The organism is Paenarthrobacter sp. YJN-D, assembly GCF_015040335.1.
Taxonomy (GTDB): Bacteria; Actinomycetota; Actinomycetes; order Actinomycetales; family Micrococcaceae; genus Arthrobacter; species Arthrobacter nicotinovorans.
Genome location: NZ_CP053549.1, coordinates 1,885,653 through 1,907,026 on the forward strand (window position 1 = coordinate 1,885,653; position 21,374 = coordinate 1,907,026).

Here is a 21,374-nt window from a genome sequence, read left to right on the forward strand (position 1 = left end):
CCCGTGGGCGCCACATCCACCGGAAACCCGTTCTCTGATTCCGGTGTCAGGCTGCAGCCGCGTTCACACATTCATGATTGTGCCACGATCTAATGGTTTTGTGAAAGTCTTACGCTGAGAGACGCCGTTTTCGACGCGCAACTGCTTTCGAGAACCAGATTCCGGCCAATCCGATACACGTGAACATGGCTGCGGAGTAGTTGATCAGCACCCGCAGCCAGGCCTCCGAAAACGGGATCAGCGGAAAAAGCTGTGACAGCAAAAGCAACGAAAGTCCCAGCAAAAGCAGGCCCGAGGCGACGCGCAGCAACACAGGCGCCTGGCTCGCCACCGTGCGCCAGATGGCCGGCACCAGGCAGGCAGCAACGAATCCCGGGTAGAAGCGGCCCATAAAGGCATAGGCCTCCAACGACGGCCCCCACACCAGCCCGCTCATCCCCGCCGACGAGCCCCGGGTGTCGGTGATGAGGAAAAAGTAGATGGTCAGCACGCCCACGATTGCGGCAACCGTGATACCCAGTGGCCCGCGGATGGCCCGCACTGCCGATTGGGAGCCGAACGCGGTGGCGATCTTGATGCCCATGAAGAAGAACGTCGCATACAGCAGGAAACGCAGAATCAGGTTCCCAACGTTCATCCCGCCAAGCCAGCCGTCGATGACAAGGTAGGGCGCCTCGATGCTGATGAAGATGCTCAGTGAGATCAACGAAAAGATGTAGAAGACAACGCGGTTCTCCCCACGCAGTGCGCTCGGAATCCGTGCGATCGTAATCGCCAGGCAAACTGCCAGCGTGACCCAGGGCAGGACAGCCGTCATCCGAGGTTCTCCCAAATTCGTTCAGTTCGTTCGTGGTCTTGTTCCTGGCGGCGAAGGGTCTTTCCCAATGCCAGCAGCCGCTCACCGGCAAGGGTCACCAGTGCACTTTGGGACATTGCGTCCAAGGCCTCCCGGCGTGCATTGGGTGGCCAGCCGGCTTCGGCTTCGGTGATCAGTCCTCCGGCCACCAACCCTCCTGCCGGTCCCACCCCGGCCGCACGGGAGGTGGCAATCGCCAGCTCCGGCGGAAGCCTGTTGGCTGTCAGGTGGGCCGAGAAATTCTGGGGCGCGATGCCGGTGGTGTCGCTGACCCGGTGCCGCAACTCGCCGTCGTCGATTGCGTCCACCCAGTTGCGCACGGAGGTAGGGTGAGGTGGCTCCGAAAGGCGGGCCACGGGCGCGGAGCCGGGCTCGCTGCGCTCCACTACGGCACGCAGAAGATCGATCGTGGCAACCTGGCTGACCAGTTCGCAGCCCGTGGGCGGAACGGGGTCGCCGCGGAGATCGGAGTAGAGGTCGAAAGTGGCCAGGGCCTGCACAGGGTTGATGTTGAAGCCCCGGCTGATGCTCACCAGCGTGGACTCGGCCACCTTGCCGCGGACCAGCTGCTGGGCCAGGGTTGTCCGTTTGATGCCGGCGATCCTGCAGACGTCCGCCGTGCTGGCATCGGGCGCAACGCCATGAAGCCAGCGCTGGAACGCCTTGGACTGTAAGGGCATGTGGAACTCTCTGTGATGTGGGGCGCGGCAAACCGGCAAATTGCGGTAAGTGGGAGTACAGATCGATTTTACGCCGACGCCACATTGAATTATGCTTGATGATTGAACCCGCTGGTCCGTACACCCCCCAAGTCCGGACCAGCGGGTTTTTCCATGCCCGCGGGAATCGGGGCCTGATGATCTGCGTTTCCTTGCTGGAGGATAGACAAATGACTGCAACCTTGGTGGCCAAGGAACTGGCCGGTGGGCATGGCCACCGCACACTCTTTTCCAAGCTGTCCCTCACGGTGGCGCCCGGCGACGTGGTTGGCGTAGTGGGAGCCAACGGCGCCGGAAAATCAACGCTGCTCCGTATCCTGGCGGGCGTCGACCAGCCGCAGGAAGGCAGCCTCAGCCTTGCACCCTCGGATGCGTTCGTGGGTTGGCTGCCGCAGGAACACGAGCGCACCGAAGGCGAAACCATCGCCGGCTACATCGCCCGACGCACTGGTTGCGCGCAAGCCACCACCGAGATGGAAGCCACTGCCGAAGCCCTCGGCTCAGGTGCCGCAGGAGCCGACGACGCCTACTCCCTTGCCTTCGACCGCTGGATGGCCTCCGGCGCGGCAGACCTGGAAGACCGCATCCCCGCCGTTCTGGCCGATCTCGGGCTGGAGGTTGGGACCGAGGCACTGATGACCGGCCTTTCCGGTGGACAGGCCGCCCGCGTGGCTCTGGCGGCGCTGCTGCTGAGCCGCTTCGATGTCGTGCTCCTGGACGAACCCACCAATGACCTGGACCTCGCCGGGCTGGCACGCCTTGAAGCCTTCGTCCAGGGCCTGCGCGGCGGAGTGGTGCTGGTTTCCCACGACCGCGAATTCCTGGCCCGCTGCGTCACCACAGTGGTGGAGTTGGACCTGGCCCAGAACTTGGTAGCTGTCTACGACGGCGGCTACGAAGCCTTCCTCGAAGAGCGCGCGGTGGCCAAACGCCATGCCCGGGAGCGCTACGAGGAGTTCGCCAACACCAAAGCGGACCTTGTTTCCCGCGCGCGCACCCAGCGGGAGTGGAGCTCCCAAGGTGTCCGCAACGCCATGAAGAAGAACCCGGACAACGACAAGATCCGCCGGGCCGCCAGCGTCGAATCGTCGGAGAAGCAGGCGCAGAAGGTCCGCCAGATGGAGTCCCGCATTGCCCGGCTCACTGAGGTGGAGGAGCCCCGCAAGGAGTGGCAGCTGCAGTTCAGCATCGGCCAGGCACCCCGCTCAAGTGCCGTCGTCGCGACCTTGCGTGACGTCGTCGCGCGCCAGGGCGACTTCACGCTGGGACCGGTGAACCTCCAACTCAACGGTGGGGAGCGGATCGGCATCACGGGTCCGAACGGCGCCGGCAAGTCCACCTTGTTGCGCCTGCTGCTGGGGACGCAACAACCCGACGACGGCGTTGCCTCCATGGGCGCGTCCGTCGCCATCGGCGAAATCGACCAGGCACGCGGATTGCTCGACGGCGGGCAGCCGCTCGGCGACGCGGTGGAAGCCGTGCTCGTGGACTGGAACAGCGCAGACGTCCGCACCCTCCTGGCCAAATTCGGGCTCAAAGCGGACCACACCTCACGCACTGTGGACTCGTTGTCCCCGGGGGAGCGGACCCGGGCTGCGCTCGCATTGCTGCAGGCCCGCGGCGTGAACCTGCTGGTGCTGGACGAGCCCACCAACCATCTGGACCTCCCGGCGATCGAACAGCTTGAAGAAGCGCTGGAGAGCTACGACGGTGCGCTCCTGCTGGTCACCCACGACCGCCGGCTGCTGGAAAACGTCCGTCTCGATTCGCGGTGGCACCTGGACAACGGACAAGTCCGGGAATTCCACCACACTCCAAGCCAGGAGAAGTAACCCATGAGCATGGACCGCGTGGCCTGGAGCTCGCTGTACAACATCACCACTGCCAAGAGCGGCTCCAAGCCGTTCTCCAAGGAAACCCTCAAACGCGTCCTCGCCTTCGCTGCCCCTCACAAGGGGAAGCTGATTGCCTTCGTCATAGCCTCCATCGCGGGCGCTTTCCTGGCAGTGGCCACCCCGGTGCTTGCCGGACAGGTGGTGGATGCGATCATCGCGAACGCAGGCGTAGGAACGGTCATCTGGCTGGCCGTCCTCATTGCGATCGTTGCGGTGGGTGAGGCCGGAGTGGGCCTGCTGACGCGCTGGTTGTCGTCGATCATTGGTGAAGGCGTCATCGTGGACCTGCGCACGCGGGTGTTCGACCACGTGCAGCGCATGCCCATCGCGTTCTTCACCCGGACACGGACCGGCGCTTTGGTGAGCCGGTTGAACAATGACGTCATCGGGGCGCAGTCCGCCTTCGCCGGCACGTTGTCCGGTGTGGTCAGCAACGTAGTGGCCCTGGCGTTGACCCTCGCCGTGATGCTCAATACTTCCTGGCTGGTGACGGTGCTCGCCATGGTGCTGCTGCCGATCTTCCTCATCCCCGCGCGGCGCATGGGCTCCAAACTGGCAGATCTTCGCCGTGAGGCTGCAGCCCACAACGCCGCCATGGGCACGCAGATGACGGAGCGTTTCTCGGCGCCCGGTGCCACGCTGGTGAAACTGTTCGGCCGCCCGGACGAGGAATCGCGTGAATTTGCCGACCGGGCTGGACGGGTGCGGGATATCGGCATCCGCACCGCCATGCTGCAGTTCACCTTCGTCACCGCCCTGACCCTGGTCTCGGCGTTGGCACTGGCCCTCGTGTACGGCCTGGGCGGTTGGTTGGCCCTCAGCGGCCAGCTGGCACCGGGCGATGTGGTGGTCCTGGCGCTCCTGCTCACCAGGCTTTACGCGCCGCTGACCGCGCTGTCCAACGCGCGGGTGGAAATCATGAGCGCACTGGTCAGCTTTGAACGGGTTTTCGAAATCCTGGACCTGAAGCCGCTCATCACCGAAAAGCCGGATGCCATTGAGGTGGCTCCGGGCCCTGTCGCGGTGGAATTTGATGACGTCCGCTTCTCCTACCCCTCAGCAGACAAAGTTTCCCTGGCCTCCCTGGAGGAGGTGTCCACGCTGGACACCCGCGGCGGAGAGGAAGTGCTGCACGGGGTGAGCTTCCGGGTGGAACCGGGCCAGACAGTGGCCCTGGTGGGTTCCTCGGGTGCCGGCAAGTCCACCATCGCCCAGCTGCTGTCCCGCTTGTACGACGTCGACTCCGGAGCAGTGCGCCTGGGCGGGAACGGGCCCCGGACGGGTGCCGATGTGCGGGACATCACTTTCGATTCCCTGCGCGACACGCTGGGCATGGTGACCCAGGACGGCCACCTGTTCCACGAAACCATCGCCTCCAACCTGCGCCTGGCACGGCCGGATGCTACCGAGGACGACATGTGGGATGTGCTCAGGCGCGCCCGCCTGGAACCGATGATCCGTTCCCTGCCCGATGGCCTGGAGACAGTGGTGGGGGAGCGTGGCTACCGGCTCTCCGGCGGCGAGCGCCAACGCCTTACCATCGCACGTTTGCTCATCAAGCAGCCGCGCGTGGTGATTCTGGATGAGGCGACGGCGGCGCTGGACTCCACCAACGAAGCCGCCGTGCAGGCGGCCCTGGGTGAGGCGCTCGAGGGACGTACCGCCGTCGTGATTGCGCACCGCTTGTCCACCATCCGCGCCGCTGACGCGATCCTGGTGGTTGAGGACGGCAGGATCGTGGAGCGTGGCACGCATACCGAGCTGCTGGCGGCGGACGGGCGCTACGCCGAGCTGTACCAGACCCAGTTCGCGGAGGCCACGGCAGTGGCGCAGGAAGCTGTCCCGGAGCTCTAGCGCTACTTGAGGGCCGGAAGGACGTGGTCCGTGAGCAGCGGCGCCAGGTCCGCCGGCAGGGGTGCTGAGAGGTCCAGCCAGCGGATTTCCGCGATCTCGGCGGAGGGGTGCGCGTCCCACGTTCCGGGCGCCGTGAAGACGGTGGCTTCGATGTTCGTGGCGGCTTCGTTGGCGGCTACGGCGAGCCAGACACCCAAGGGTTCCAGCTGCTCCGGTGATACCTCGATGCCGACTTCCTCGGACAGTTCCCTGGCAGCGGCCTGGGCGGCGGTTTCACCCGGTTCGGGTTTGCCGCCGGGGTGCATGAATTTGTCCGTGCCGCGCTTGCGGACGGTCAACAGCTGCCCTTCGTTGTTGTAGACGCACACGGCGCTGACCACGATCAGGTCCGTTGTTGTCATTCAGGCCTCCCGGCGTCGATGCGGACCAGATGCGATTCCAGCAGCAAGTCCTTGGCGGGCCCTGTGACGTCCCAGGTGAAACTGAACGAATCCGGGCCGTTGTAGGTGTAGTTGACCTGATAGTCGTCGGGATCGCACCAGTGCTTGTCCTCGTGGCCCTCTTCGGAGAATCCCATGACGTGGAAAGGCCTGCCGTCGGGGAAGGACACGTCCATGGTGTCCGGTGCGGCGCCGGGTGTCAGGACGTATTCACGGAAGGCGGGGCCGGTGTGGGTGGGCCAGTGCATGGTGCCGTCTTCGCGGTAGTCCAGGCCGCCGTCGGGGTTCGGGCTGTAGTGCACGACGCCGGTGAAGGTTCCGCGGGTGCCGGAGGCGCGGTCCAGGAGGTTTCGCTCCACCCTCCAGCTGCCGGCCAGGTAGGCCCGCAAGTCCTGGATGCGCTGCTGGTGCTTCAAGTGCCCTCGATTGGAATCGAACCAACGACACCGGCTTTAGGAGAGCCGTGCTCTATCCACTGAGCTACGAGGGCCTGTGTGTCCATGGCTCGGAATCCCACTGCTGGAGCTCAAGGGCCCGGACACGACTACAAGCATACAAGCTGCCGGGGCGATGCCCGAACACAGCTAGGCTGGCCACCATGAACGGGCGTGCAACGGCGTCGGCACCGGCGGGATGGTTCCTTCCGGATGTCCGCAGCATCAGGGCAAATATTGGGGGATGGGCGCAACTGAGCGTCGTCCAGTACTTCGTGGCCGAGGCTGCTGTGATCGAGGCTTGGGCCGGTCCGGAGCCCTACAGCAGGGCCACGGGCTTCATCAGCGACCTGGGCGCTGTTTCCTGCGGACTGTATGAGGACCGGCCAGTCTGTTCGCCCTTGCATTGGCTGATGAATGCCTCTTTCGTGGTCCAGGGGCTGGCGTTGGTCCTCGGGGCAATCCTCCTGACGGCCGGGCTCCTGTGCGTCGCGGCGAGGCCCGAAGTCCGGGCCAGGCGTTTCCGGGCGACGCAGGAGGGTGAAACGCCCATCCGCGTGCTGGCCGTGCCCTGGATCATGGCGGTCGCCATCCGGATCCTGACGGGCGTTGCGGGGGTGGGCACCGTGATTGTGGGACTGGTACCCGAAGACTTGGGCTCGCCGTGGCATTTTGCAGGGGCCCTCATGTTCTTCATTGGGGGAGGGTTCGCCTTGCTCCTGCTGGCCGTATTGTGGTTCAGGCAAACCCCCGTCAGTTGGTTCCTCGGAATCTGCGGGATTCTCTGCCTTGGGGCGCTGGTCATTGGCGGCATCACCGCGATGGATGTACCCCGGCCCGGAACTCTGGAACGCTTCATGGGGTATCCGGTCACTATCGGCCTGGCCACTGCAGGCCTTGTTATTGCCCAGCGGGTACGAACGGAACGAAAAAGCGCTCAGGGCCGATTGAGGAAGTACTCGCGGAAGTCCACGAGTGAAGTCCCTCCCGCGTAGCCGAGGTCGCCAGCACCCACCGAAACCGAGTCGTCGGGTGAAAAGATACTGACCGAGAAGGATCCCGAGTCCAAGTCCGTGGTCTTCTCCAGCATGGCCGGAAGGGCCTCTTCCAGGGCCTGTGCAAGCGCGGCGTGCTCGGAGCCGATTCCTGTGAGCTTGGCGGTGATGAAGTTGCCGGACGTATTCATGTTCACGTGGACCTGGGCGTCCTTTACTCCCGGCACGGACGCAGCAGCGTCCTGCATGTCCTTGCCGAGCCGCTCGGCCTTGGACGGGCCACCCACACCGCAAGCCGTGATGCCCAGAATCAGCATCATGATGATCAGGGCCGGCACCGGCTTGGGAAGTTTCTTCAAGGTCACTGCTTTCGGGAGATGTTGGACACGGTTGAGGACACCTGGCCGGCATCGCTTGTGAGGAACTGCTGGGTGGATTCCTTTTGACTGTACTGGGCGATGGGACCCCCGGCTTCCTGCTGCGCTACCGAGTCAACGTAACGGTAGGAGTCGTGGTAGCTGATTCCGGCGAATCCCGGATCGATGTCCGGGTTGGGCAGCGTCACCACCAGGGCGTTGTTGTCCCGGCTCGTGGTGATGCTGCCGCCGGGAAGCAAAGTGGCATCCGCCAGGTCCACCTGCGGGACGGGGTCACCGGCGTGCTGAAGGGCCAGGACGTCGATGGATGCCGGGATGGGGGCCGAATCCACCGGCGATCCGTACGTGACAACGTTGGTGACGTTGAACCTGTCGGTGAAGCTGCTGTCGGATGCCAAGGCCGTGGCGATCATGCCGCCCTGCGAATGACCTGACAGCATCACCGGTGCGTCCTGGGGAATGCCGGCTTTCTCCATGGCGATGCGGACCGCTTGGGCGGCAGTGGACAGGTTCCCACCGGCAAGTTCAAGGTTCCCGGTGAGATCGGTGGGGTTGGCCGCGCCGTCCGGCATCCACCGGGTGGTTCCTGGAATGCTGATGATGTAGGCAGGGGGACTGCCCGGCTTGTCGACTGTGGTGATCCGGATCCCGGTATCTTCCGTGCCCGCGATTCCTGCGTCGGCGTAGGCTGCGTCGGTGGCGGCCAGGACGGAGCTGATGGTTGACGGCACGGGCGTGACCGGCCTGCCGTTCACGTCGGCGGTTCCGGGTTTGCCTACGGTCAGGGGGATGGGCTCGCCGGCCACCGGCCTGCCGTCATCCATCAAATGCGGATTGTGGAAGCCGAAACTCGTCACCGTCGCGGCTGTGTTCAGTGTCGCCGCTACGAACAGCACCCCGTTGGACACCAGCTGGGTGATCGACGGTGGCTCGCCCGAGGTCAGCCACCCCCAGCCCATGTTCACGAAGTCGCCCAGCCGCGAGGCACGGTTTTCCTCGGCATCCATGAGGTTCCCCATAGGGAGGGGAGCCAGGTCCTGGGCAAGGTTCCATATGGTGGACGCAGTGCCTGCCAACAGGCTGGTGACTTTTCCGCTGGCATCCCACAGGTCCTCAGCCTCCCCGGCGGCGGCGTCCAGGAGCCGGTCAAGGACGGACGGATTCCCGGAGCCGGCCGCGGTGGTACTGGCGGCCATTTGCTCGTCGACGTTGCGTTGCACGGCACTGGAGGCGGCGGCGAGCGCATGCCCTGCCGCGATGAGCTGGCTGCGGTAGGCCATCCACTCCTGCGTGAAGCGCTTCCCGTCATCGCCGTGCCAGTCCACACCGGTGATCAAGGGAGTGAGGTTGCCGCTCAGGTCCAGCAGGCGTTGGCTGCTGCGGGCAAACTCTTTGCTGAGGCGTCGCCCGCCCTCCACATCCATTCCGTAAAGGCTCATGAGCGCACGCTCCGACCGGCGGCGCTGCCAAGGTATTCCTTTGCTCCCAGGAGGGACCAGGCGAATTCGAGCCCGGGGTCCGTGGATGGAACGGCGGTCAGGGTGGGCGAGGGGTTCTGTCCTGGCCCGGTTTCCACGGAGTTCAGCTGGTCCACGGAGTACAGCTGGTCCGCGACGGCCCAAACGCGCCGGCTGGTATACGGGCGGAAACCTGGCGCCGGAGTGCCTGGAACATCAAGGTGGCCTGACACCTCAAGGTGGATGGTGCAGCTGGTGTTGGCCGCTACCGCCTGCGGCGTCGCTTCGGGCAGCGGCTCCAGCTGATGGAACCGGGGAAAATGGCGGCTGAGGGCAGCCCACGCATTTTCCTCCTGGAAGAAGGAAACCTCGACGGCGTTGCGGACTTCCGTCACCACCACACCGTTTGGCTGGTGGCTTATACGGCGTCGATAGGAGACGGCGACGCCCCGCCCTCCTGCCAGGCCGGCCCTGCTGTGGATGGACTGGTCTTGGAACTGCACCACCGTGGTGGCCGTCAGGGGTGCCGATACAGCGAGGGTAACCGCCAGTATCCATTGCGGTGACAAGGTGCCCTGCGCATCGAGGATGCCGGCACGGCGAAGTTCGTCCCCGGCGTCCTGGTGGTGCGCGTCCGGATGTGGAAAGTACTCCGGATAGGCGGCGGCGTCGGCCTCGCTGCCCGTTGCTTCGGCCGCCCTGCGGACAGTTTCTGCCCAGGCGATTCCGCTGAGCTCAACGATGTTGAGCCTCGCATCGACGTGAATTTCCCCCATTGATCCCCCAAGATCCACTTACTGCGCGCCAGCACTTGGCGGCAAGCGCAACACTATCCGGGCGGGCCGGGACGCGGAATGGGGAGAGCTATCCTCAACGGTTGCTGCGGGGGCGGGGGCGGGGAGGTGGCCCCCCGTTTCAGGACGCGCGCTTCTTTCCCAGGAAGACGGCGACGACGCCACACACGAGGCTCACCAGGAAGAGTACCCAGGAGGCAACGGTGACGGCCGATGCCACGGCGACCGAACCGGCGTCGGGCGTCTCTGCGGCCAGCACCGAATCAATGGCCACGTTCGACCACAAGTGGGCCACGGCAAAAAGCAGGGGAGCGGCCCACATGGCCCAGCGCCAGGACTTCCTCGCCACGTTGGTGCCGATCAGCAGGAGCCAGCTGAAGCCGAAGATCAACGGGAACAGCGTGCCGGCCGTCTTGTGGACGTAGTTGAGCTGGCCGCGTGCCGCGTCATCCATGGCTGCGCGCAGTTGGGCGATGTAGTCCGGGGAGAAACCGCCGATCAGGGAGTCCGGCATTGCCAGCCCGCCGGAAAGCTGGGTCATCTGGTTCAGGGTCAACAGGTGCAGGTACCAGAAGAGGAACAGGCTGGCCACCACGCCGGCAATCACGATCAACCTGGAGTTGTTTTGTGCCTTCTGCGGCGTCCGCGCGGTGGTGCTGTTGATCACGGGAGGCAGTGTGTGGTCGGGAACCACTGCCTTCGCTCCGTGCTTTTTGATCCGCTGAGCTGGTGTCTTGGCCATGTCATTCATTATCCCGCCACCTAAGCTGGATCCATGACCACCGGCAGGCACACCGCAACTGAACTCGATCCTTCACTTGATGACTACCAGTTGGCCAGCGCCCTGGTCCGGGAAGCGGGGCAACTGGCGTTGCTCATGCGGATGGGCGGGTTGCAGGGCGAACGCAAGACGTCCGTCTCGGACGTCGTCACCGCAGCCGACCACGCAGCCGAGGCCTACGTCCTGGAGCAACTGCGCCGTTGCCGGCCGGAGGACGGCATCCTTGGTGAAGAGGGTGCCTCGGTGGCCGGGACCAGCGGACGGACCTGGGTGATCGACCCCGTTGACGGCACCTACAACTTCCTGCACGGCTCTACCTACTGGTGCTCGGCCATTGCCTTGAAGCGTGATGACACCGCCCACAGTGGCCAGTCCGGCAGCCCGTTGGTGGACCCGTCGGTGTTGCTGGGGGCGATCTACCAGCCCGAACTGGACAAGCTCTGGCTGGGCGGCGAGGACCAGGCGGCGACGCTCAACGGAGAACCCATTTCCGGTTCCGGCGATGTTTCGGTGGCCGGGATTTGCGCAGCCACGTACATCCATCCGACCTGGCTCGCGGATCCGCGCACGGCCATGCCATGGCACGCGGCCGCCATCACCGCCGCCTCCTTGCGGATGTTTGGCTCAGGTTCCTGTGACCTGGGCCGGGTGGCCGATGGCGAACTCGGTTGCTGGTTCCAGCACAGTTGCCCCGAATGGGACTGGCTGCCCGGCAAGGCGATCGTTCGCGCGGCCGGCGGGGACACCGCCGTCGTGAAGGTCAACGGGATGAACTGGTTCGTTGCCGGAAGCCCGACGGCGGTCCGCGAGTTGGGTGCCGCGCTAACCTCGGTTCCGCAGTTCGCCTAGCTGCCGCCAACGTACCCCGCAGGGTATTGCTAAGTAGCCTTAGTAATGGTTTCCTTGTACTGGGACGAATGGTTCGTCCCGCTGCCCAGGTGCTGACCGGTCAGCTGCCGAGCCCCAGGAGACGCCATGCAAGGCATTGGTGGTCCCAGCCTTCCACGGCTGACGCAAGACATGCGGCCCCTTGGCTGCCTGCACTGCGGAACGAACGAAAATGTTGCCATCGAATCCATCGAGTCCCTGCCGCCGCATCCGGGCGAACTGCAGGTCCAGGTCGGGTACGTCTGCCGCAAATGCCAAGGCAACTACCTGCACAGGGCACGGTTCCGTGATGTGGCAGCGGTCCTGAACAAGGTGCGCTCGCTGGAGGGATTGCTCCGCTTCGCAGGAGAGTACTTCCATTGCGGCGAAGCAATGTCCCTGGCAGGCTCCAACGTCAAGAGCATCTACGCGCCCTTGTCGACGGACGAACCCGGCGACGACGCTTCGGCAGTCGACGTCGGCACGAAGTTGCTGCGGTGCCAGTGCGGGTTCCAGCTGGAACTGCCGGACTGACACCAACTCAGTAAATAGAACAGCTATAGAACCAGGACGCCGGTTAACCCCTTCGGGTACCCCCGCGGACCTGGCCCCATTCCCCTTGTTATTTTGCACCGGGGGGCGTTTGCCCCCACGGTCTCAGCTGCAGAACAGCCCTGTCCTGCAGCGTTCGCAAGGGGGAAATACTTGAACAGCAAGAGCAAGCTGTGGCCCACAGCCGTCGGCGTCACCGCCGTATCGGCCTTGGCAATCGGCCTCGTGGCCGCACCAGCCGCAAACGCAGCGCCCACCGACGTCATCTCGGTGGGTAGCGGACAGATCATCGATGGTTCTGTCCTGACACTTCCGAACTTTGCCAACCTGGCATCCAACGGAGCAGCAACTGCCCAGCAGATCGGCACCCCGCCGAGCGGCCCGGCAGTCATTGAGGCCACCGACCCGCTGGATCTCAGCGCAGTCTTCGGCGTCGTCAACGTGGGCGCGGGCAACATCCCGCTGCTCCAGAACAACGGCATCATCCAGGTTGGTGCTGTCAGCCAGTACGGCAAGGCAGTCAACGATGGTTCCTCGGAAGCATTCTCCGGTACCGTGAGCGGCGCTCCCGGTCTGGTGACCCTGCCCGGCGGCCTTCCCACGTCCGGTGATCCTGCCATCCCGGCAGCCCGCGTCAGCCTCGGCACTGCAGCCATCCTCGGTGGCACGGACCTGGTCAACGTCAACCTTCAGGTGGCCACCCTCGCGGCGGCAGCCAAGAAGGACCAGGGTGCAGCCCCCCAGGGTGCCTACTCACTGGCCGGCGTTTCGGCTGAAGTCGGCGGCACTGTCATTGGCGGCGTCGCAGGCACCATCAGCACCGCCATCAACACGGCCAACGCCGTCCTGACCCCCTTGGGCGTCACGGTGGCCAACCCGGTGGCCGGTGGAACCATCTCCATCACCGAGGCAGACCTGCTGGCCGTTGCCGGCGTGCCGGACCTGAACTCCCTGCCGGCCGGAACCGACCTGATCTCGTTCCTGCCGCAGGCTGTTGCCAACAAGCTGACCTCCATCGTCAGCAGCACCCTGGCAACCGCCACGGCCGCCGTCAACGGTCTTGGACCGATCGCCCAGCTCGTCGCAGGACCTGCCCTGTCTGTCCTGACCACCACCCTGAACGGCGTGACCGGAGCAGTTGCTACCAGCGTTGTGGCTCCTTTGAGCACCGCGCTGACCGCCCTCGTTTCGGCCAAGGTCAACGTCCAGGAAACCGCTCCGTCGGGCGCCTTTACCCAGCGCGCCCTGCAGATCGCCGTTGCCGGCGGCTCCATCGCCACCGTCAACCTGGCCAACGCAACCGTCGGACCCAACCTTGACGCAGCGGCGATCCCGCTGGTCAACGCCGACACCATGGCCATCAGCGGTGGCGTGGCCCTCCTGGCTCTGCTCACCTGGTTGTTCGTCCGCTCACGCCGCCGCACCGCGGTAGCCGCTGTCTGATCGCCCCGGCGATCACGCACGGCGAAAGGAGAACAGTCAATGTACGGCAATAACTGGACCGCAGGCGGTACCGCCGCCGGCGGTACCACGCTCGCTGTCACGGGAGCCCCAACCCTTGGTTGGGTCATCCTCGTGGGGGTAGCCCTGCTGATTACCGGTTTTGTAGTCCTGCGAAACAGCAGGCTCAAAGCCGCAAAGCGGGGAACACATCCCAACTCGTAATACCATCGGCGGGGCGGCTCTTTCCGGGCCGTCCCGCCATCCCCATTTTTCCCGGGCCTTTCCGGCCTCGCCCAAGCATCGGAAGTAAATGTCGGTACTCGAATCCGCACAGGCGCTGGCTTTTGTGCTCCTGGTGGTTTTTCTGTCGTACATCCTGGTGATTCTGGTGCCCTTCCTCCGGCGCAAACCCGATCCCGAGGGCGATCCCGACTCTTTCTCGTGGCATGTGTTCATTCCGTGCCGCGATGAAGAAGTGGTGATCGGCGAAACCCTGGGATTGCTCCGCAGGCAATTCCCGCAGGCTCACGTATGGGTTGTCGATGACGACAGCGACGACGCCACCGCCGACATCGTGGACGCGGCCTCTGAGCGCGACGCCATGATCCACCTCGTTCGCCGTCGCCGGCCACTGGCCCGCACCGGCAAGGGAGATGCGCTTAACGCCGCCTACCGCACTTTGGACGGTTGGCTGCCCGCCGACGTCGACCGGTCGTCGGTGATTGTCCTGGTGGTCGACGCCGATGGCCACCTGGCTGACAATGCGTTCCGTCAGGCGGCTGGTCCCCTGGCGTTCGGTGACCCGGAAGTCGGCGCCGCCCAAACCGCCGTCTGGATGTCCAACCTGCAGGACCCGGCCCTCGAAGGCGGCACCGGGATGCAGCGTCTCAGGAAGTCCTTCGGACGGTACCTGGTCCTGATGCAGGACATGGAGTTCCGCACCACCATCGCGGCCATGCAGTCCCTTCGGCGGCACACCCTGACGGTCGGCCTGGGCGGCAACGGCCAGTTCACGCGGTTGTCCGCCCTGGATGTCATCGCCAGGACGTCCGGCCAGCCATGGCACGGGGCGCTCCTTGAAGATTACGAACTCGCGATCCACATCATGCTGGGTGGTTACAAGACCGTCTACATGCATGACACCCACGTAGCTCAGGAAGCACTCCCTGACCTCCGCAGGCTCCTCACGCAACGCACGCGGTGGTGCCACGGCGGCATGCAGTGCAGCGTCTACCTCAAGCGGATCTTCGAATCGCCCTACTTCAGCAACGTCGGCGCGATCGAATCCAGCTACTTCCTGGTCCAGCCTTTCATCCAGATTCTCGGCTTGGTCCTGTGGCCAACGCTGTTTATCACCATGGTGGCACAGGGCTCATTGACCATGGGCAGCTTTGGCGCCTGGATCAGTGCGGCATGGTTCATCATTCCCCTGATCTTCGCAACAGGCGTGCTGCCGTTCGCGCTGTGGGGCCTGGTGTACCGGAAGCAGGTCACGCCGGAGAAGAACTTCATGCTCGGTGTCCTCTGGGGCTTCGGCTACTGGCTCTACATGTACCAGAATTACGTCACGGTGCTCAGGGCAACCTACCGCCTCATCACAGGACGGCAGGGGTGGGCCAAGACCCGCCGCAACCAGGAGACAGACGTCAAACTCCTAGCGAAGGAAGCCTAGTGGCCATGAGCGCCGAAGCCGGCAACATCAGCGTCCCCACCGGACCCCGTGCGATCCCCGTACGGAAGGCCCGTGGCGGGGGCCTCATCGGGCTGGTCTTCATCGCTGCCGCGGCCGCGGCCATGCTGCAGCAGGAGCACATCAGGGCAGCCGAAGCCTGGCTCATGTCCGCCATTTTCGACGGCGTCCTCGGCGGGGCTTCCTACAGCGTGGGCGACATCATTTTCCACAATGTGGGCGGGGGCCAGCCCTTCGCCCTCCAAGTCACCGGGCTGTGCTCCAGCGCCGTCCTCCTCACGCCGATCGCAGGCCTCGCCGGGATTCTTTTCCTGATGGGACGCATCCCCGTCTCCCGGCTCATGCCCGCGGCCCTCATCGCACTCCTCATAGTCTGCATCAGCAACGCAACCCGCTATTTCATGATCGCAGCGGCGCAACAGAGCTGGGGGCAGCAGGGATTCGATGTCATGCACCACTTCCTGGGTTCCTTCGTGGTGATTTTCGGCTTCGTCGCGGCCATCATCGTGCTGGTCCGGGCCGCCGTCGTCCGCAAAGACCGTGCAAAGACCCGCAGCAAGGGCCGGCGTGCGTCCTCGTAGTCTGTTCCGGGCGTCGACCGTCATGGCCGCGGTGATGATAACGGCAGCCTTGGCCGCCTGTGATGAAGGAAAACCCGGGGTGGACACGGCGAGTCCGGAAACAGGACTCTGCCATGCCGTGGTGTCCCCGGAAGAATTCGATGCCAGCAGCGAAGCCAGCCCGCCTGTTTCCTGCACCGAACGCCACACCACCCAGACTTTCCTGGTCACGACGATGCCCGAACCCCTGGCCCGCCAGGAGTCACGTCCCAACCAGCAGCAGCTCAAGGCTGTCGGCAAACGGCTGTGCACCAGCGAGGACCTGCGTACTTATCTCTCCGCGTCCGACAGGGACGGGACGTACGGACTGGCGGTCACCAGTTACTTCCCTGACAGGGACGCCTGGGCTGCCGGCAGCCGGGCGGTTCGTTGCGACGTAGCGGTCACGGACCAAGACGGCACCCCGCAGGAAACCGGCCTTGACCTCAAGGATGCTTTGGCGGGACCACACTCGGCAGCGGTACGGCTCTGCTACCGGCAGGAATACAAGGACGGCGTTCTTTCCGACGACGGAACCGATGTCCCGTGTTCGGAGCCCCATACCGCGGAAGACATCAGCGCATGGATCGCCCAGGACGCGTCACTGGCAACACCCGTGGCGCGTGAAGCGCGTTGCCTTCCCTATGCGCTCGAATTCCTCGGCACGGAAAAACTGCCGGCAGGCGTCACAGTCCATCCCATCATCCGGACGGTGGGCACTGCCCGGACCGTCCGCTGTGCCGTCGCCTCCGCCCGGCAGCCAGTACCGGGTGAAGCTCCGGAATTGGTGACCGGAACCCTGGCTCCCGTGCGCGTGCCTGTCACCGGGGGAGCAGTAAACAATGGCTGATCAAGGATCCGGGAGCGCCACGCAGCTCCGTGAACGTGGCGGGAAAGCGCAGAGAACGTTCACCCCTGCCCCTGTGCGCGGACGCAAGGGCACCAAGGCCCGTCCGCTCGGCAGCCTGGGACGATACTTTGCCAGGACCTTCGGTCCCGGTACCTTGACGCTGGGACCAGTCCACGGCGCGGCCCTGATCGCGGGGCTGGTTGCGGCCGCCCTCATGATGGTCCGGCTGTTCATTCCGGAACCTGTGGGGATGGGGGACCAGGGCGAAGGGCATGGTTTGCTGTGCTCCCTGGGGGTCATGAACCAACGGCCCTGGGATTACGCGGGGTTCACGAAGTACATCCACCCTTCCTGGGTCCCGCACCAGTTCTACGGTGAAGGCTGCGGCGCCAACGGCACCGGGGAGCCGTACTACTCTTCCCAGCTGCTGTTCCTGTGGTTGGGGAAACTGCTGACACCCCTCCTGGGCTGGGGACCAGGGCTGGACACCCGTGCCGTTGGAATCGTCTGCTGTGTGGTCTTCGGATTGCTGATCGCGGCCCTGATCAACGTGCTGCCTGGCCGGACCTGGTTCCGTATCCTCATCGCCGCGCTGGTCACCGGGGTGATGGCAGACGGCGTCTTCGCTGACTTCTTCGTCTCGCCCTACAGCGAACCCGCGGCCTTCCTTGGCATTCTTGCCGTGTCCGTTGCGCTGCTCCACTACTGGAACGGCAGCGGTCCGCGGTGGCTGGCTTTGCTGCTGGTCGTCTTCGCGACGGTCTTTACCGTTGCGGCAAAAACACAAACTGTCTCGTGGCTGCCCGTTATTGCCCTGGCGCTGCTCTGGGTGCCGTGGCGGCGGGGTGCAGCGGACGGTGAGGCGGCCGTCGTCGTGCCTCCGTCCGACGGTAAACCGGCCGACGGTGCGCTCGGCAGGGGTCGACATTGGCGCGCGCTATTGCTGCCCGCGACGGCGGTGCTGCTCATCGTTGCGTTTTCGGTGGCATTCATCAACGTCCAACCCAAGCGCTTCTCGGAAGTGAACCTTTACAACGCCGTCTTTGTGGAGCTTCTTCCGTACAGCCCAACCCCTGAGGCAGACCTCGAATGGTTGGGGCTGGACCCAAGTTTCATCAACTCCATGGACACTACGGTGGCCTCCACACGTTCGGCTGTTTACAACCCGCTGTACCCCCAGTTCCAGGAGAAGATCAGCCTGGGCACGATCGCCGGTTTTTACGCCACGCATCCGGAACGGCTCATCACCATGGGCGAACGCGGAGTGACTGCCATGCTGACTCCGGAACTGGGCTATGTTGGCTCGTACCTTGAGGGTTCCGATCATGGCCCTTATGAAAAGGAACGGCGTTTTCCCGTGGTGTTGGGCTTGTTCAGCGCCGTAAAAGCTGCTCCGGTGGCCTTCGTCGGGATGCAGTTGGTGACGTTGCTGCTGGGCCTGGCCGTGGCTTTCCGGAAGCGGAGTGCCGTGGGAAGGCTGGCGGTCATCATGGTGCTGGGATGCTGGTTCCAGTTCTGGGCCGTCATGCTCAATGGCGGCCAGGCCGAAATTTACAAGCAGATGATCATTGCGGGCTTCATGGCGGCTTTGTGCGGGCCATTGCTGGTGGCCCTGATCAGCATCCTGGCTTCGGAGCCGGGGAAGGTGCCGGCGCGAAAGCGCAGGGGCCGGCGGGCCAAGGCACAGCAAGGCTCAGCTGATCCAGCCATCGTTGCTTAACTGCTTGCGGAGGCTGATGACATTGCCGAGCTTGATGCCGGCCGTGGCGTAGCGCTGCCGGATCCGGTGAAGGTGCGCCTTGACTGTTTGCTCGCTGATTCCCATGGCATCCGCAACGCCACGAACGGACATGGCGTCACTGCCAAGGTACAGCTCGGCAAGACGCTGTTCCCGGGGTGAAAGTGTGATGCGCAGCGGTGTGCTGCTGTCATGACCGGCCAGGACGTCAGGATGCAGATATTCCTGTCCGGATGCGGCGGCGCGGAGGGCGAGTTCCGTGTGCCGGGGGCCAGCTGCCTTGGGCACATAACCCAAGGCACCGGCAGAGCGGACCGCGCCCGCGTCCCAGCGGTCCAGGGCGGTGGCAAGGACTACCACCCGCAATCCGGCCCGCACCAGCTGTTGAACTGCCGGGACCAGTTTTTCCCGGCGATCGAGGGTACCCAGGACAGCCACCGTCACCGAAAGGCCGGCCAAGGCCTCCTGCTGGAGTTGCGTGGGAACAGTAGTGAAGCCCGCCGCGACCACCAGGTCCGGGGCGTTGCGGCGCAACCACGCATCCAAGGTATCGATCATCAATTGGTGCTGGTCCACCACCATCAGGCGCGTCACCATGGCTTGGGTGCCTTGATGGGGACAATGATGCTGGCTCCTCCGGGGTCCGTGTGAACGCGTGGCGAACCCAGGGCTTCCACTTCGCTCCACAACGCGGGGGTGCAGCGGTTCGGATTGAGTCCGGTCACACGCCAGGTAATCAGCAAATGATCGTTCACATGCGGCTCCACATAGACATGTACCCTTCCGGGCAAACTGCTGCCTTGGCGCGGCCCGTCCGGCACCGGCTTCAGCAGCAGCATGGTGACAGCGAGGAGTGCCGGGCGCTGTGCCTGCGGGATACGTTGAAGGAGGTCCGGCTGGGCCGTCACAGTGGCCGTGGAGTCCAGGCCGGCCAGCACCAAGGACTCCGACAACCAGTCGCCGCCCTGTGCCACCATCAACTGGGCACGCAACCTCGAGGCGAGCCACTGGGCTTCCTCCGCCAGGCCCGGCGTCAGCGGGTGGCTTTCGCTCCGGGCTGCCCTCGCAAACAGCTCCTGGATCTGATGGTGTGTGGCTGACAGCTCCTCGGTGTGGGCCGAACTGCGGGTATCAGCCTGCCGGGTCAGGGCAGTCATGGCCTGGGCGGAATGCCGGGCGAGCTGTTCCTCCATGCGGCTCCGGATTCCCACGACGAACAAAGCGCCCAAAAGCCCCGGGATCAGCGTGATGAAGAAAATCAGCAGGCCCTCGCCGGACCCGAATCGCGGAGTGGTGGCGTAGTAGAAGCTGCTCAGGACCGAGTTGGCGGCCGACAGGAGCATGAAACCCATCAGGTCCCACCGCATGCAGACAAGGAAGACCAAAGCCGACCCCAGCATGACGTTGAAGGCGAGGGCCAGGTAGCCCGAGCCCAGCGTCACCACTTGGGCCGTCATCACGCCCGAAATAATGGACGTGGCCAGCCAGGCCAGGCGCACATAGGGAAGATGCCTGCGGGGCGTTGCCGGCGCAGACGCCAGGAAAGCCGCGCAGCAGCCAATGAGGTCGAGGGCCACGGCAGCAAACCTTGAGCGATCAAGGCTGCTCCCGTCGAAGGACACCACCTGCGTCATGGCCGAGAATATCCAGAGCGTCAGACTGGTGCTCACCAGGATGCCCCGGGACAGGAAAAGGGGACCGGCAGTGGCCCCGTGTACATCCGGAAGGAATCGGTTCATGCCGCCTCGACCTCAAGGACAACAGTGGTTCCACGCCCTGGTGTCGACAACAGCCTGGCGTTCCCGCCGACCTGTGCCATTCGCTCAATGATCGAATGCCTCACCCCGAAGCTCTCCGCCGGGAGGGACCCGGGGTCGAATCCGCGGCCCGCATCGCTGACGAGGACCGACACCACAGGACCTGTGCGCGAAATGAGCACATCCACGTGATCGCTCCCGGCATGCCGGGCCGCGTTGACCATGCATTCCCCGGCAGCATCAGCAACCGCCCGCAAGGTATCCGGCGGCAGGGTTCCGCCCTCGCCGAAAACGTCCACGGTGAAGCCGTTCCGGCTGTGTTCGCGGGCCCGCTCTTTCAGCAACGACGCCACGTCAGCGGCAGTGGAAGACTCGACGACGGCCAGCCCGCCTCCGCTGCCAAGGGCCGCGCGCCGGCCGTCCAGCTTGGTGGCTTCCGCCGGGGTGCCGGGGCTCCGGTGACCTGACCCGACGCCGTCGTACTCCCCAGCGGCGAACATGCTGCGGAAGTCCTCCGGAGCCAACCCGGCGCCGCCCCGGGCCAAGAGGGTCAGCCCCCGCAGCACGGTGTCGTGAAGCAATCGGGCGTCATGGGCGGCAGCACTGGTCCGGTCACGGACGACCGCCTGGGCAGCAAGGGATTCCGCCTTCACGGCTTGGTCGCGCAGGAAAATATCCAGGGCCCTGGGCGCTGAGTGACGGATGGCGAGCATGATGAGCCAGAATCCCACAAGAATCGAGAAGGTGATGGGACCGAGGCGATGCAGGATTGATGTCGCGATGGTATGCCCAAATACCAGGACGGCCAGCAGCGCCGTATAGACCGCCGACTGCCAAGAAGCTCGCAAGGACAAGGCCACCGTGGAGCTGGCACCGATCAGCAGGCTGTGCGCCAGGAGCAGCGAGTCCGAATCCTGGCGGTAGCTGACTCCTGCCAGGAGTTCGGACAGGGCGATCAGGCCCACGACGATCATCAGCCGAAGGGGCCAGAAATCGGTCCGCAGCATCGTAGCGAAGCACATCACCAGCATCATCACGAGCACCCACGCCAAGGCCCGGTGCCACAGGGGTCCGCCCATGATCGGAAACAGGTATAGCCAGGAGGCCGCCATGAAAACGAAGCTCATTACCGTCCCGGATCTGGCCAGCAGGTCCGAGCGCTCCAACGCGGGCCGGCAGGTTGCCAGCCGCGTTATCCATGCCCCCATGAATGTCTCCCCAAAACCCGTCATCGGAATATGATGACCACTTAGCCAGCATCATATGCGGGGAGGGC

General features: G+C 64.6%; 22 protein-coding genes and 1 tRNA gene. 11 read left to right on the top strand and 12 right to left on the bottom strand.

What is annotated here, in order from left to right:
- Positions 1-109: 109 nt before the first annotated feature.
- Both HMI60_RS08925 and HMI60_RS08930 read right to left on the bottom strand, forming a co-directional pair.
- Positions 110-817 (bottom strand): hypothetical protein, encoded by a 708-nt coding sequence (locus tag HMI60_RS08925; protein ID WP_018779587.1) that lies wholly within the window; start codon positions 815-817, stop codon positions 110-112.
- On the bottom strand, positions 814-1,536 hold the full coding sequence (locus HMI60_RS08930; RefSeq protein ID WP_018779588.1) for a hypothetical protein: 723 nt from the start codon (positions 1,534-1,536) through the stop codon (positions 814-816). Before HMI60_RS08930 ends, HMI60_RS08925 begins: the two co-directional genes overlap by 4 nt.
- 209 nt (positions 1,537-1,745) lie before the next feature.
- On the opposite strand from HMI60_RS08930, the gene HMI60_RS08935 reads away from it, so the two are divergent.
- Both HMI60_RS08935 and HMI60_RS08940 read left to right on the top strand, forming a co-directional pair.
- Positions 1,746-3,407: an ABC-F family ATP-binding cassette domain-containing protein gene (locus tag HMI60_RS08935; RefSeq protein WP_193590988.1), complete on the top strand. Its 1,662-nt coding sequence runs from the start codon at positions 1,746-1,748 to the stop codon at positions 3,405-3,407.
- 3 nt (positions 3,408-3,410) lie between these two features.
- On the top strand, positions 3,411-5,324 hold the full coding sequence (locus HMI60_RS08940) for an ABC transporter ATP-binding protein (protein ID WP_110505734.1): 1,914 nt from the start codon (positions 3,411-3,413) through the stop codon (positions 5,322-5,324).
- Positions 5,325-5,326: 2 nt separating this feature from the next.
- Here the strand turns inward: HMI60_RS08940 and HMI60_RS08945 are convergent, their stop codons facing one another.
- The 3 genes from HMI60_RS08945 to HMI60_RS08955 all read right to left on the bottom strand — a co-directional run bounded on the left by HMI60_RS08945 (position 5,327) and on the right by HMI60_RS08955 (position 6,254).
- Positions 5,327-5,725, bottom strand: coding sequence for an NUDIX domain-containing protein (locus HMI60_RS08945; protein ID WP_039240031.1), 399 nt, complete (start codon positions 5,723-5,725; stop codon positions 5,327-5,329).
- Positions 5,722-6,180: a DUF6314 family protein gene (locus tag HMI60_RS08950; protein ID WP_110505736.1), complete on the bottom strand. Its 459-nt coding sequence runs from the start codon at positions 6,178-6,180 to the stop codon at positions 5,722-5,724. Before HMI60_RS08950 ends, HMI60_RS08945 begins: the two co-directional genes overlap by 4 nt.
- A 1-nt stretch (position 6,181) precedes the next feature.
- Positions 6,182-6,254 (bottom strand) — tRNA-Arg (locus HMI60_RS08955).
- Positions 6,255-6,362: 108 nt separating this feature from the next.
- Here HMI60_RS08955 and HMI60_RS08960 point away from each other — a divergent pair.
- On the top strand, positions 6,363-7,193 hold the full coding sequence (locus tag HMI60_RS08960; protein WP_018779593.1) for a DUF998 domain-containing protein: 831 nt from the start codon (positions 6,363-6,365) through the stop codon (positions 7,191-7,193).
- Here the strand turns inward: HMI60_RS08960 and HMI60_RS08965 are convergent.
- The 4 genes from HMI60_RS08965 to HMI60_RS08980 form a co-directional block, all read right to left on the bottom strand.
- Entirely contained in the window at positions 7,136-7,558 is a 423-nt protein-coding gene (locus tag HMI60_RS08965) for a hypothetical protein (RefSeq protein WP_110505737.1), read from the bottom strand. The two genes, HMI60_RS08960 and HMI60_RS08965, sit on opposite strands and share 58 nt — an antisense overlap.
- Positions 7,555-9,009 carry a hypothetical protein gene (locus HMI60_RS08970; protein WP_110505739.1) on the bottom strand — a complete coding sequence of 485 codons (1,455 nt, stop codon included), beginning with the start codon at positions 9,007-9,009 and terminating at the stop codon, positions 7,555-7,557. Before HMI60_RS08970 ends, HMI60_RS08965 begins: the two co-directional genes overlap by 4 nt.
- Positions 9,006-9,803, bottom strand: a complete 798-nt coding sequence (locus tag HMI60_RS08975; protein ID WP_193590989.1) for a hypothetical protein — start codon at positions 9,801-9,803, stop codon at positions 9,006-9,008. Before HMI60_RS08975 ends, HMI60_RS08970 begins: the two co-directional genes overlap by 4 nt.
- A 139-nt stretch (positions 9,804-9,942) precedes the next feature.
- Positions 9,943-10,563 carry a hypothetical protein gene (locus tag HMI60_RS08980; RefSeq protein ID WP_018779597.1) on the bottom strand — a complete coding sequence of 207 codons (621 nt, stop codon included), beginning with the start codon at positions 10,561-10,563 and terminating at the stop codon, positions 9,943-9,945.
- Between the two features lie 33 nt (positions 10,564-10,596).
- On the opposite strand from HMI60_RS08980, the gene HMI60_RS08985 reads away from it, so the two are divergent.
- The 8 genes from HMI60_RS08985 (at position 10,597) to HMI60_RS09020 (ending at position 18,323) form a co-directional block, all read left to right on the top strand.
- The gene (locus HMI60_RS08985; protein ID WP_018779598.1) at positions 10,597-11,451 is read left to right on the top strand and encodes an inositol monophosphatase; all 855 of its coding nucleotides are present in this window, start codon (positions 10,597-10,599) and stop codon (positions 11,449-11,451) included.
- 126 nt (positions 11,452-11,577) lie between these two features.
- On the top strand, positions 11,578-12,003 hold the full coding sequence (locus HMI60_RS08990) for a hypothetical protein (protein WP_018779599.1): 426 nt from the start codon (positions 11,578-11,580) through the stop codon (positions 12,001-12,003).
- Between the two features lie 171 nt (positions 12,004-12,174).
- On the top strand, positions 12,175-13,464 hold the full coding sequence (locus HMI60_RS08995; protein ID WP_018779600.1) for a choice-of-anchor G family protein: 1,290 nt from the start codon (positions 12,175-12,177) through the stop codon (positions 13,462-13,464).
- 39 nt (positions 13,465-13,503) lie between these two features.
- Positions 13,504-13,686, top strand: a complete 183-nt coding sequence (locus HMI60_RS09000) for a peptidase (protein ID WP_193590990.1) — start codon at positions 13,504-13,506, stop codon at positions 13,684-13,686.
- An 88-nt stretch (positions 13,687-13,774) separates the two neighbouring features.
- On the top strand, positions 13,775-15,136 hold the full coding sequence (locus HMI60_RS09005) for a glycosyltransferase (protein ID WP_064723368.1): 1,362 nt from the start codon (positions 13,775-13,777) through the stop codon (positions 15,134-15,136).
- A gap of 5 nt (positions 15,137-15,141) precedes the next feature.
- A complete protein-coding gene (gene xrtS / locus HMI60_RS09010) occupies positions 15,142-15,735 on the top strand; it encodes an exosortase S (RefSeq protein ID WP_144401237.1) in 594 nt (197 codons plus the stop codon).
- Complete coding sequence (locus HMI60_RS09015) at positions 15,722-16,603, top strand: septum formation family protein (protein ID WP_193590991.1); 882 nt, start codon at positions 15,722-15,724, stop codon at positions 16,601-16,603. Before xrtS ends, HMI60_RS09015 begins: the two co-directional genes overlap by 14 nt.
- The gene (locus tag HMI60_RS09020; protein WP_039240042.1) at positions 16,596-18,323 is read left to right on the top strand and encodes a sugar ABC transporter permease; all 1,728 of its coding nucleotides are present in this window, start codon (positions 16,596-16,598) and stop codon (positions 18,321-18,323) included. Before HMI60_RS09015 ends, HMI60_RS09020 begins: the two co-directional genes overlap by 8 nt.
- Here the strand turns inward: HMI60_RS09020 and HMI60_RS09025 are convergent.
- Genes HMI60_RS09025 through HMI60_RS09035 form a run of 3 tightly spaced genes read right to left on the bottom strand, consistent with a single transcriptional unit; the run spans position 18,297 to position 21,306 of the window.
- Positions 18,297-18,938 (bottom strand): LuxR C-terminal-related transcriptional regulator, encoded by a 642-nt coding sequence (locus HMI60_RS09025; protein WP_193590992.1) that lies wholly within the window; start codon positions 18,936-18,938, stop codon positions 18,297-18,299. The genes HMI60_RS09020 and HMI60_RS09025 overlap by 27 nt on opposite strands.
- Entirely contained in the window at positions 18,932-20,080 is a 1,149-nt protein-coding gene (locus HMI60_RS09030) for a hypothetical protein (RefSeq protein WP_193590993.1), read from the bottom strand. Before HMI60_RS09030 ends, HMI60_RS09025 begins: the two co-directional genes overlap by 7 nt.
- Positions 20,077-21,306, bottom strand: a complete 1,230-nt coding sequence (locus HMI60_RS09035) for a sensor histidine kinase (protein ID WP_193590994.1) — start codon at positions 21,304-21,306, stop codon at positions 20,077-20,079. Before HMI60_RS09035 ends, HMI60_RS09030 begins: the two co-directional genes overlap by 4 nt.
- Between the last annotated feature and the right edge of the window lie 68 nt (positions 21,307-21,374).

Bases quoted from the DNA above. Each gene is read 5' to 3' on its own strand.
- HMI60_RS08975 (WP_193590989.1), bottom strand. From the start codon at position 9,803: ATGGGGGAAATTCACGTCGATGCGAGGCTCAACATCGTTGAGCTCAGC.
- HMI60_RS09000 (WP_193590990.1), top strand. From the start codon at position 13,504: ATGTACGGCAATAACTGGACCGCAGGCGGTACCGCCGCCGGCGGTACC.
- HMI60_RS09035 (WP_193590994.1), bottom strand. From the start codon at position 21,306: ATGGGGGCATGGATAACGCGGCTGGCAACCTGCCGGCCCGCGTTGGAG.
- HMI60_RS08960 (WP_018779593.1), top strand. From the start codon at position 6,363: ATGAACGGGCGTGCAACGGCGTCGGCACCGGCGGGATGGTTCCTTCCG.
- HMI60_RS08940 (WP_110505734.1), top strand. From the start codon at position 3,411: ATGAGCATGGACCGCGTGGCCTGGAGCTCGCTGTACAACATCACCACT.
- HMI60_RS08930 (WP_018779588.1), bottom strand. From the start codon at position 1,536: ATGCCCTTACAGTCCAAGGCGTTCCAGCGCTGGCTTCATGGCGTTGCG.
- HMI60_RS09025 (WP_193590992.1), bottom strand. From the start codon at position 18,938: ATGGTGACGCGCCTGATGGTGGTGGACCAGCACCAATTGATGATCGAT.
- HMI60_RS09030 (WP_193590993.1), bottom strand. From the start codon at position 20,080: ATGAACCGATTCCTTCCGGATGTACACGGGGCCACTGCCGGTCCCCTT.
- HMI60_RS08980 (WP_018779597.1), bottom strand. From the start codon at position 10,563: ATGGCCAAGACACCAGCTCAGCGGATCAAAAAGCACGGAGCGAAGGCA.
- xrtS (WP_144401237.1), top strand. From the start codon at position 15,142: ATGAGCGCCGAAGCCGGCAACATCAGCGTCCCCACCGGACCCCGTGCG.
- HMI60_RS08990 (WP_018779599.1), top strand. From the start codon at position 11,578: ATGCAAGGCATTGGTGGTCCCAGCCTTCCACGGCTGACGCAAGACATG.
- HMI60_RS08935 (WP_193590988.1), top strand. From the start codon at position 1,746: ATGACTGCAACCTTGGTGGCCAAGGAACTGGCCGGTGGGCATGGCCAC.
- HMI60_RS09020 (WP_039240042.1), top strand. From the start codon at position 16,596: ATGGCTGATCAAGGATCCGGGAGCGCCACGCAGCTCCGTGAACGTGGC.
- HMI60_RS08925 (WP_018779587.1), bottom strand. From the start codon at position 817: ATGACGGCTGTCCTGCCCTGGGTCACGCTGGCAGTTTGCCTGGCGATT.
- HMI60_RS08985 (WP_018779598.1), top strand. From the start codon at position 10,597: ATGACCACCGGCAGGCACACCGCAACTGAACTCGATCCTTCACTTGAT.
- HMI60_RS08970 (WP_110505739.1), bottom strand. From the start codon at position 9,009: ATGAGCCTTTACGGAATGGATGTGGAGGGCGGGCGACGCCTCAGCAAA.
- HMI60_RS08945 (WP_039240031.1), bottom strand. From the start codon at position 5,725: ATGACAACAACGGACCTGATCGTGGTCAGCGCCGTGTGCGTCTACAAC.
- HMI60_RS09005 (WP_064723368.1), top strand. From the start codon at position 13,775: ATGTCGGTACTCGAATCCGCACAGGCGCTGGCTTTTGTGCTCCTGGTG.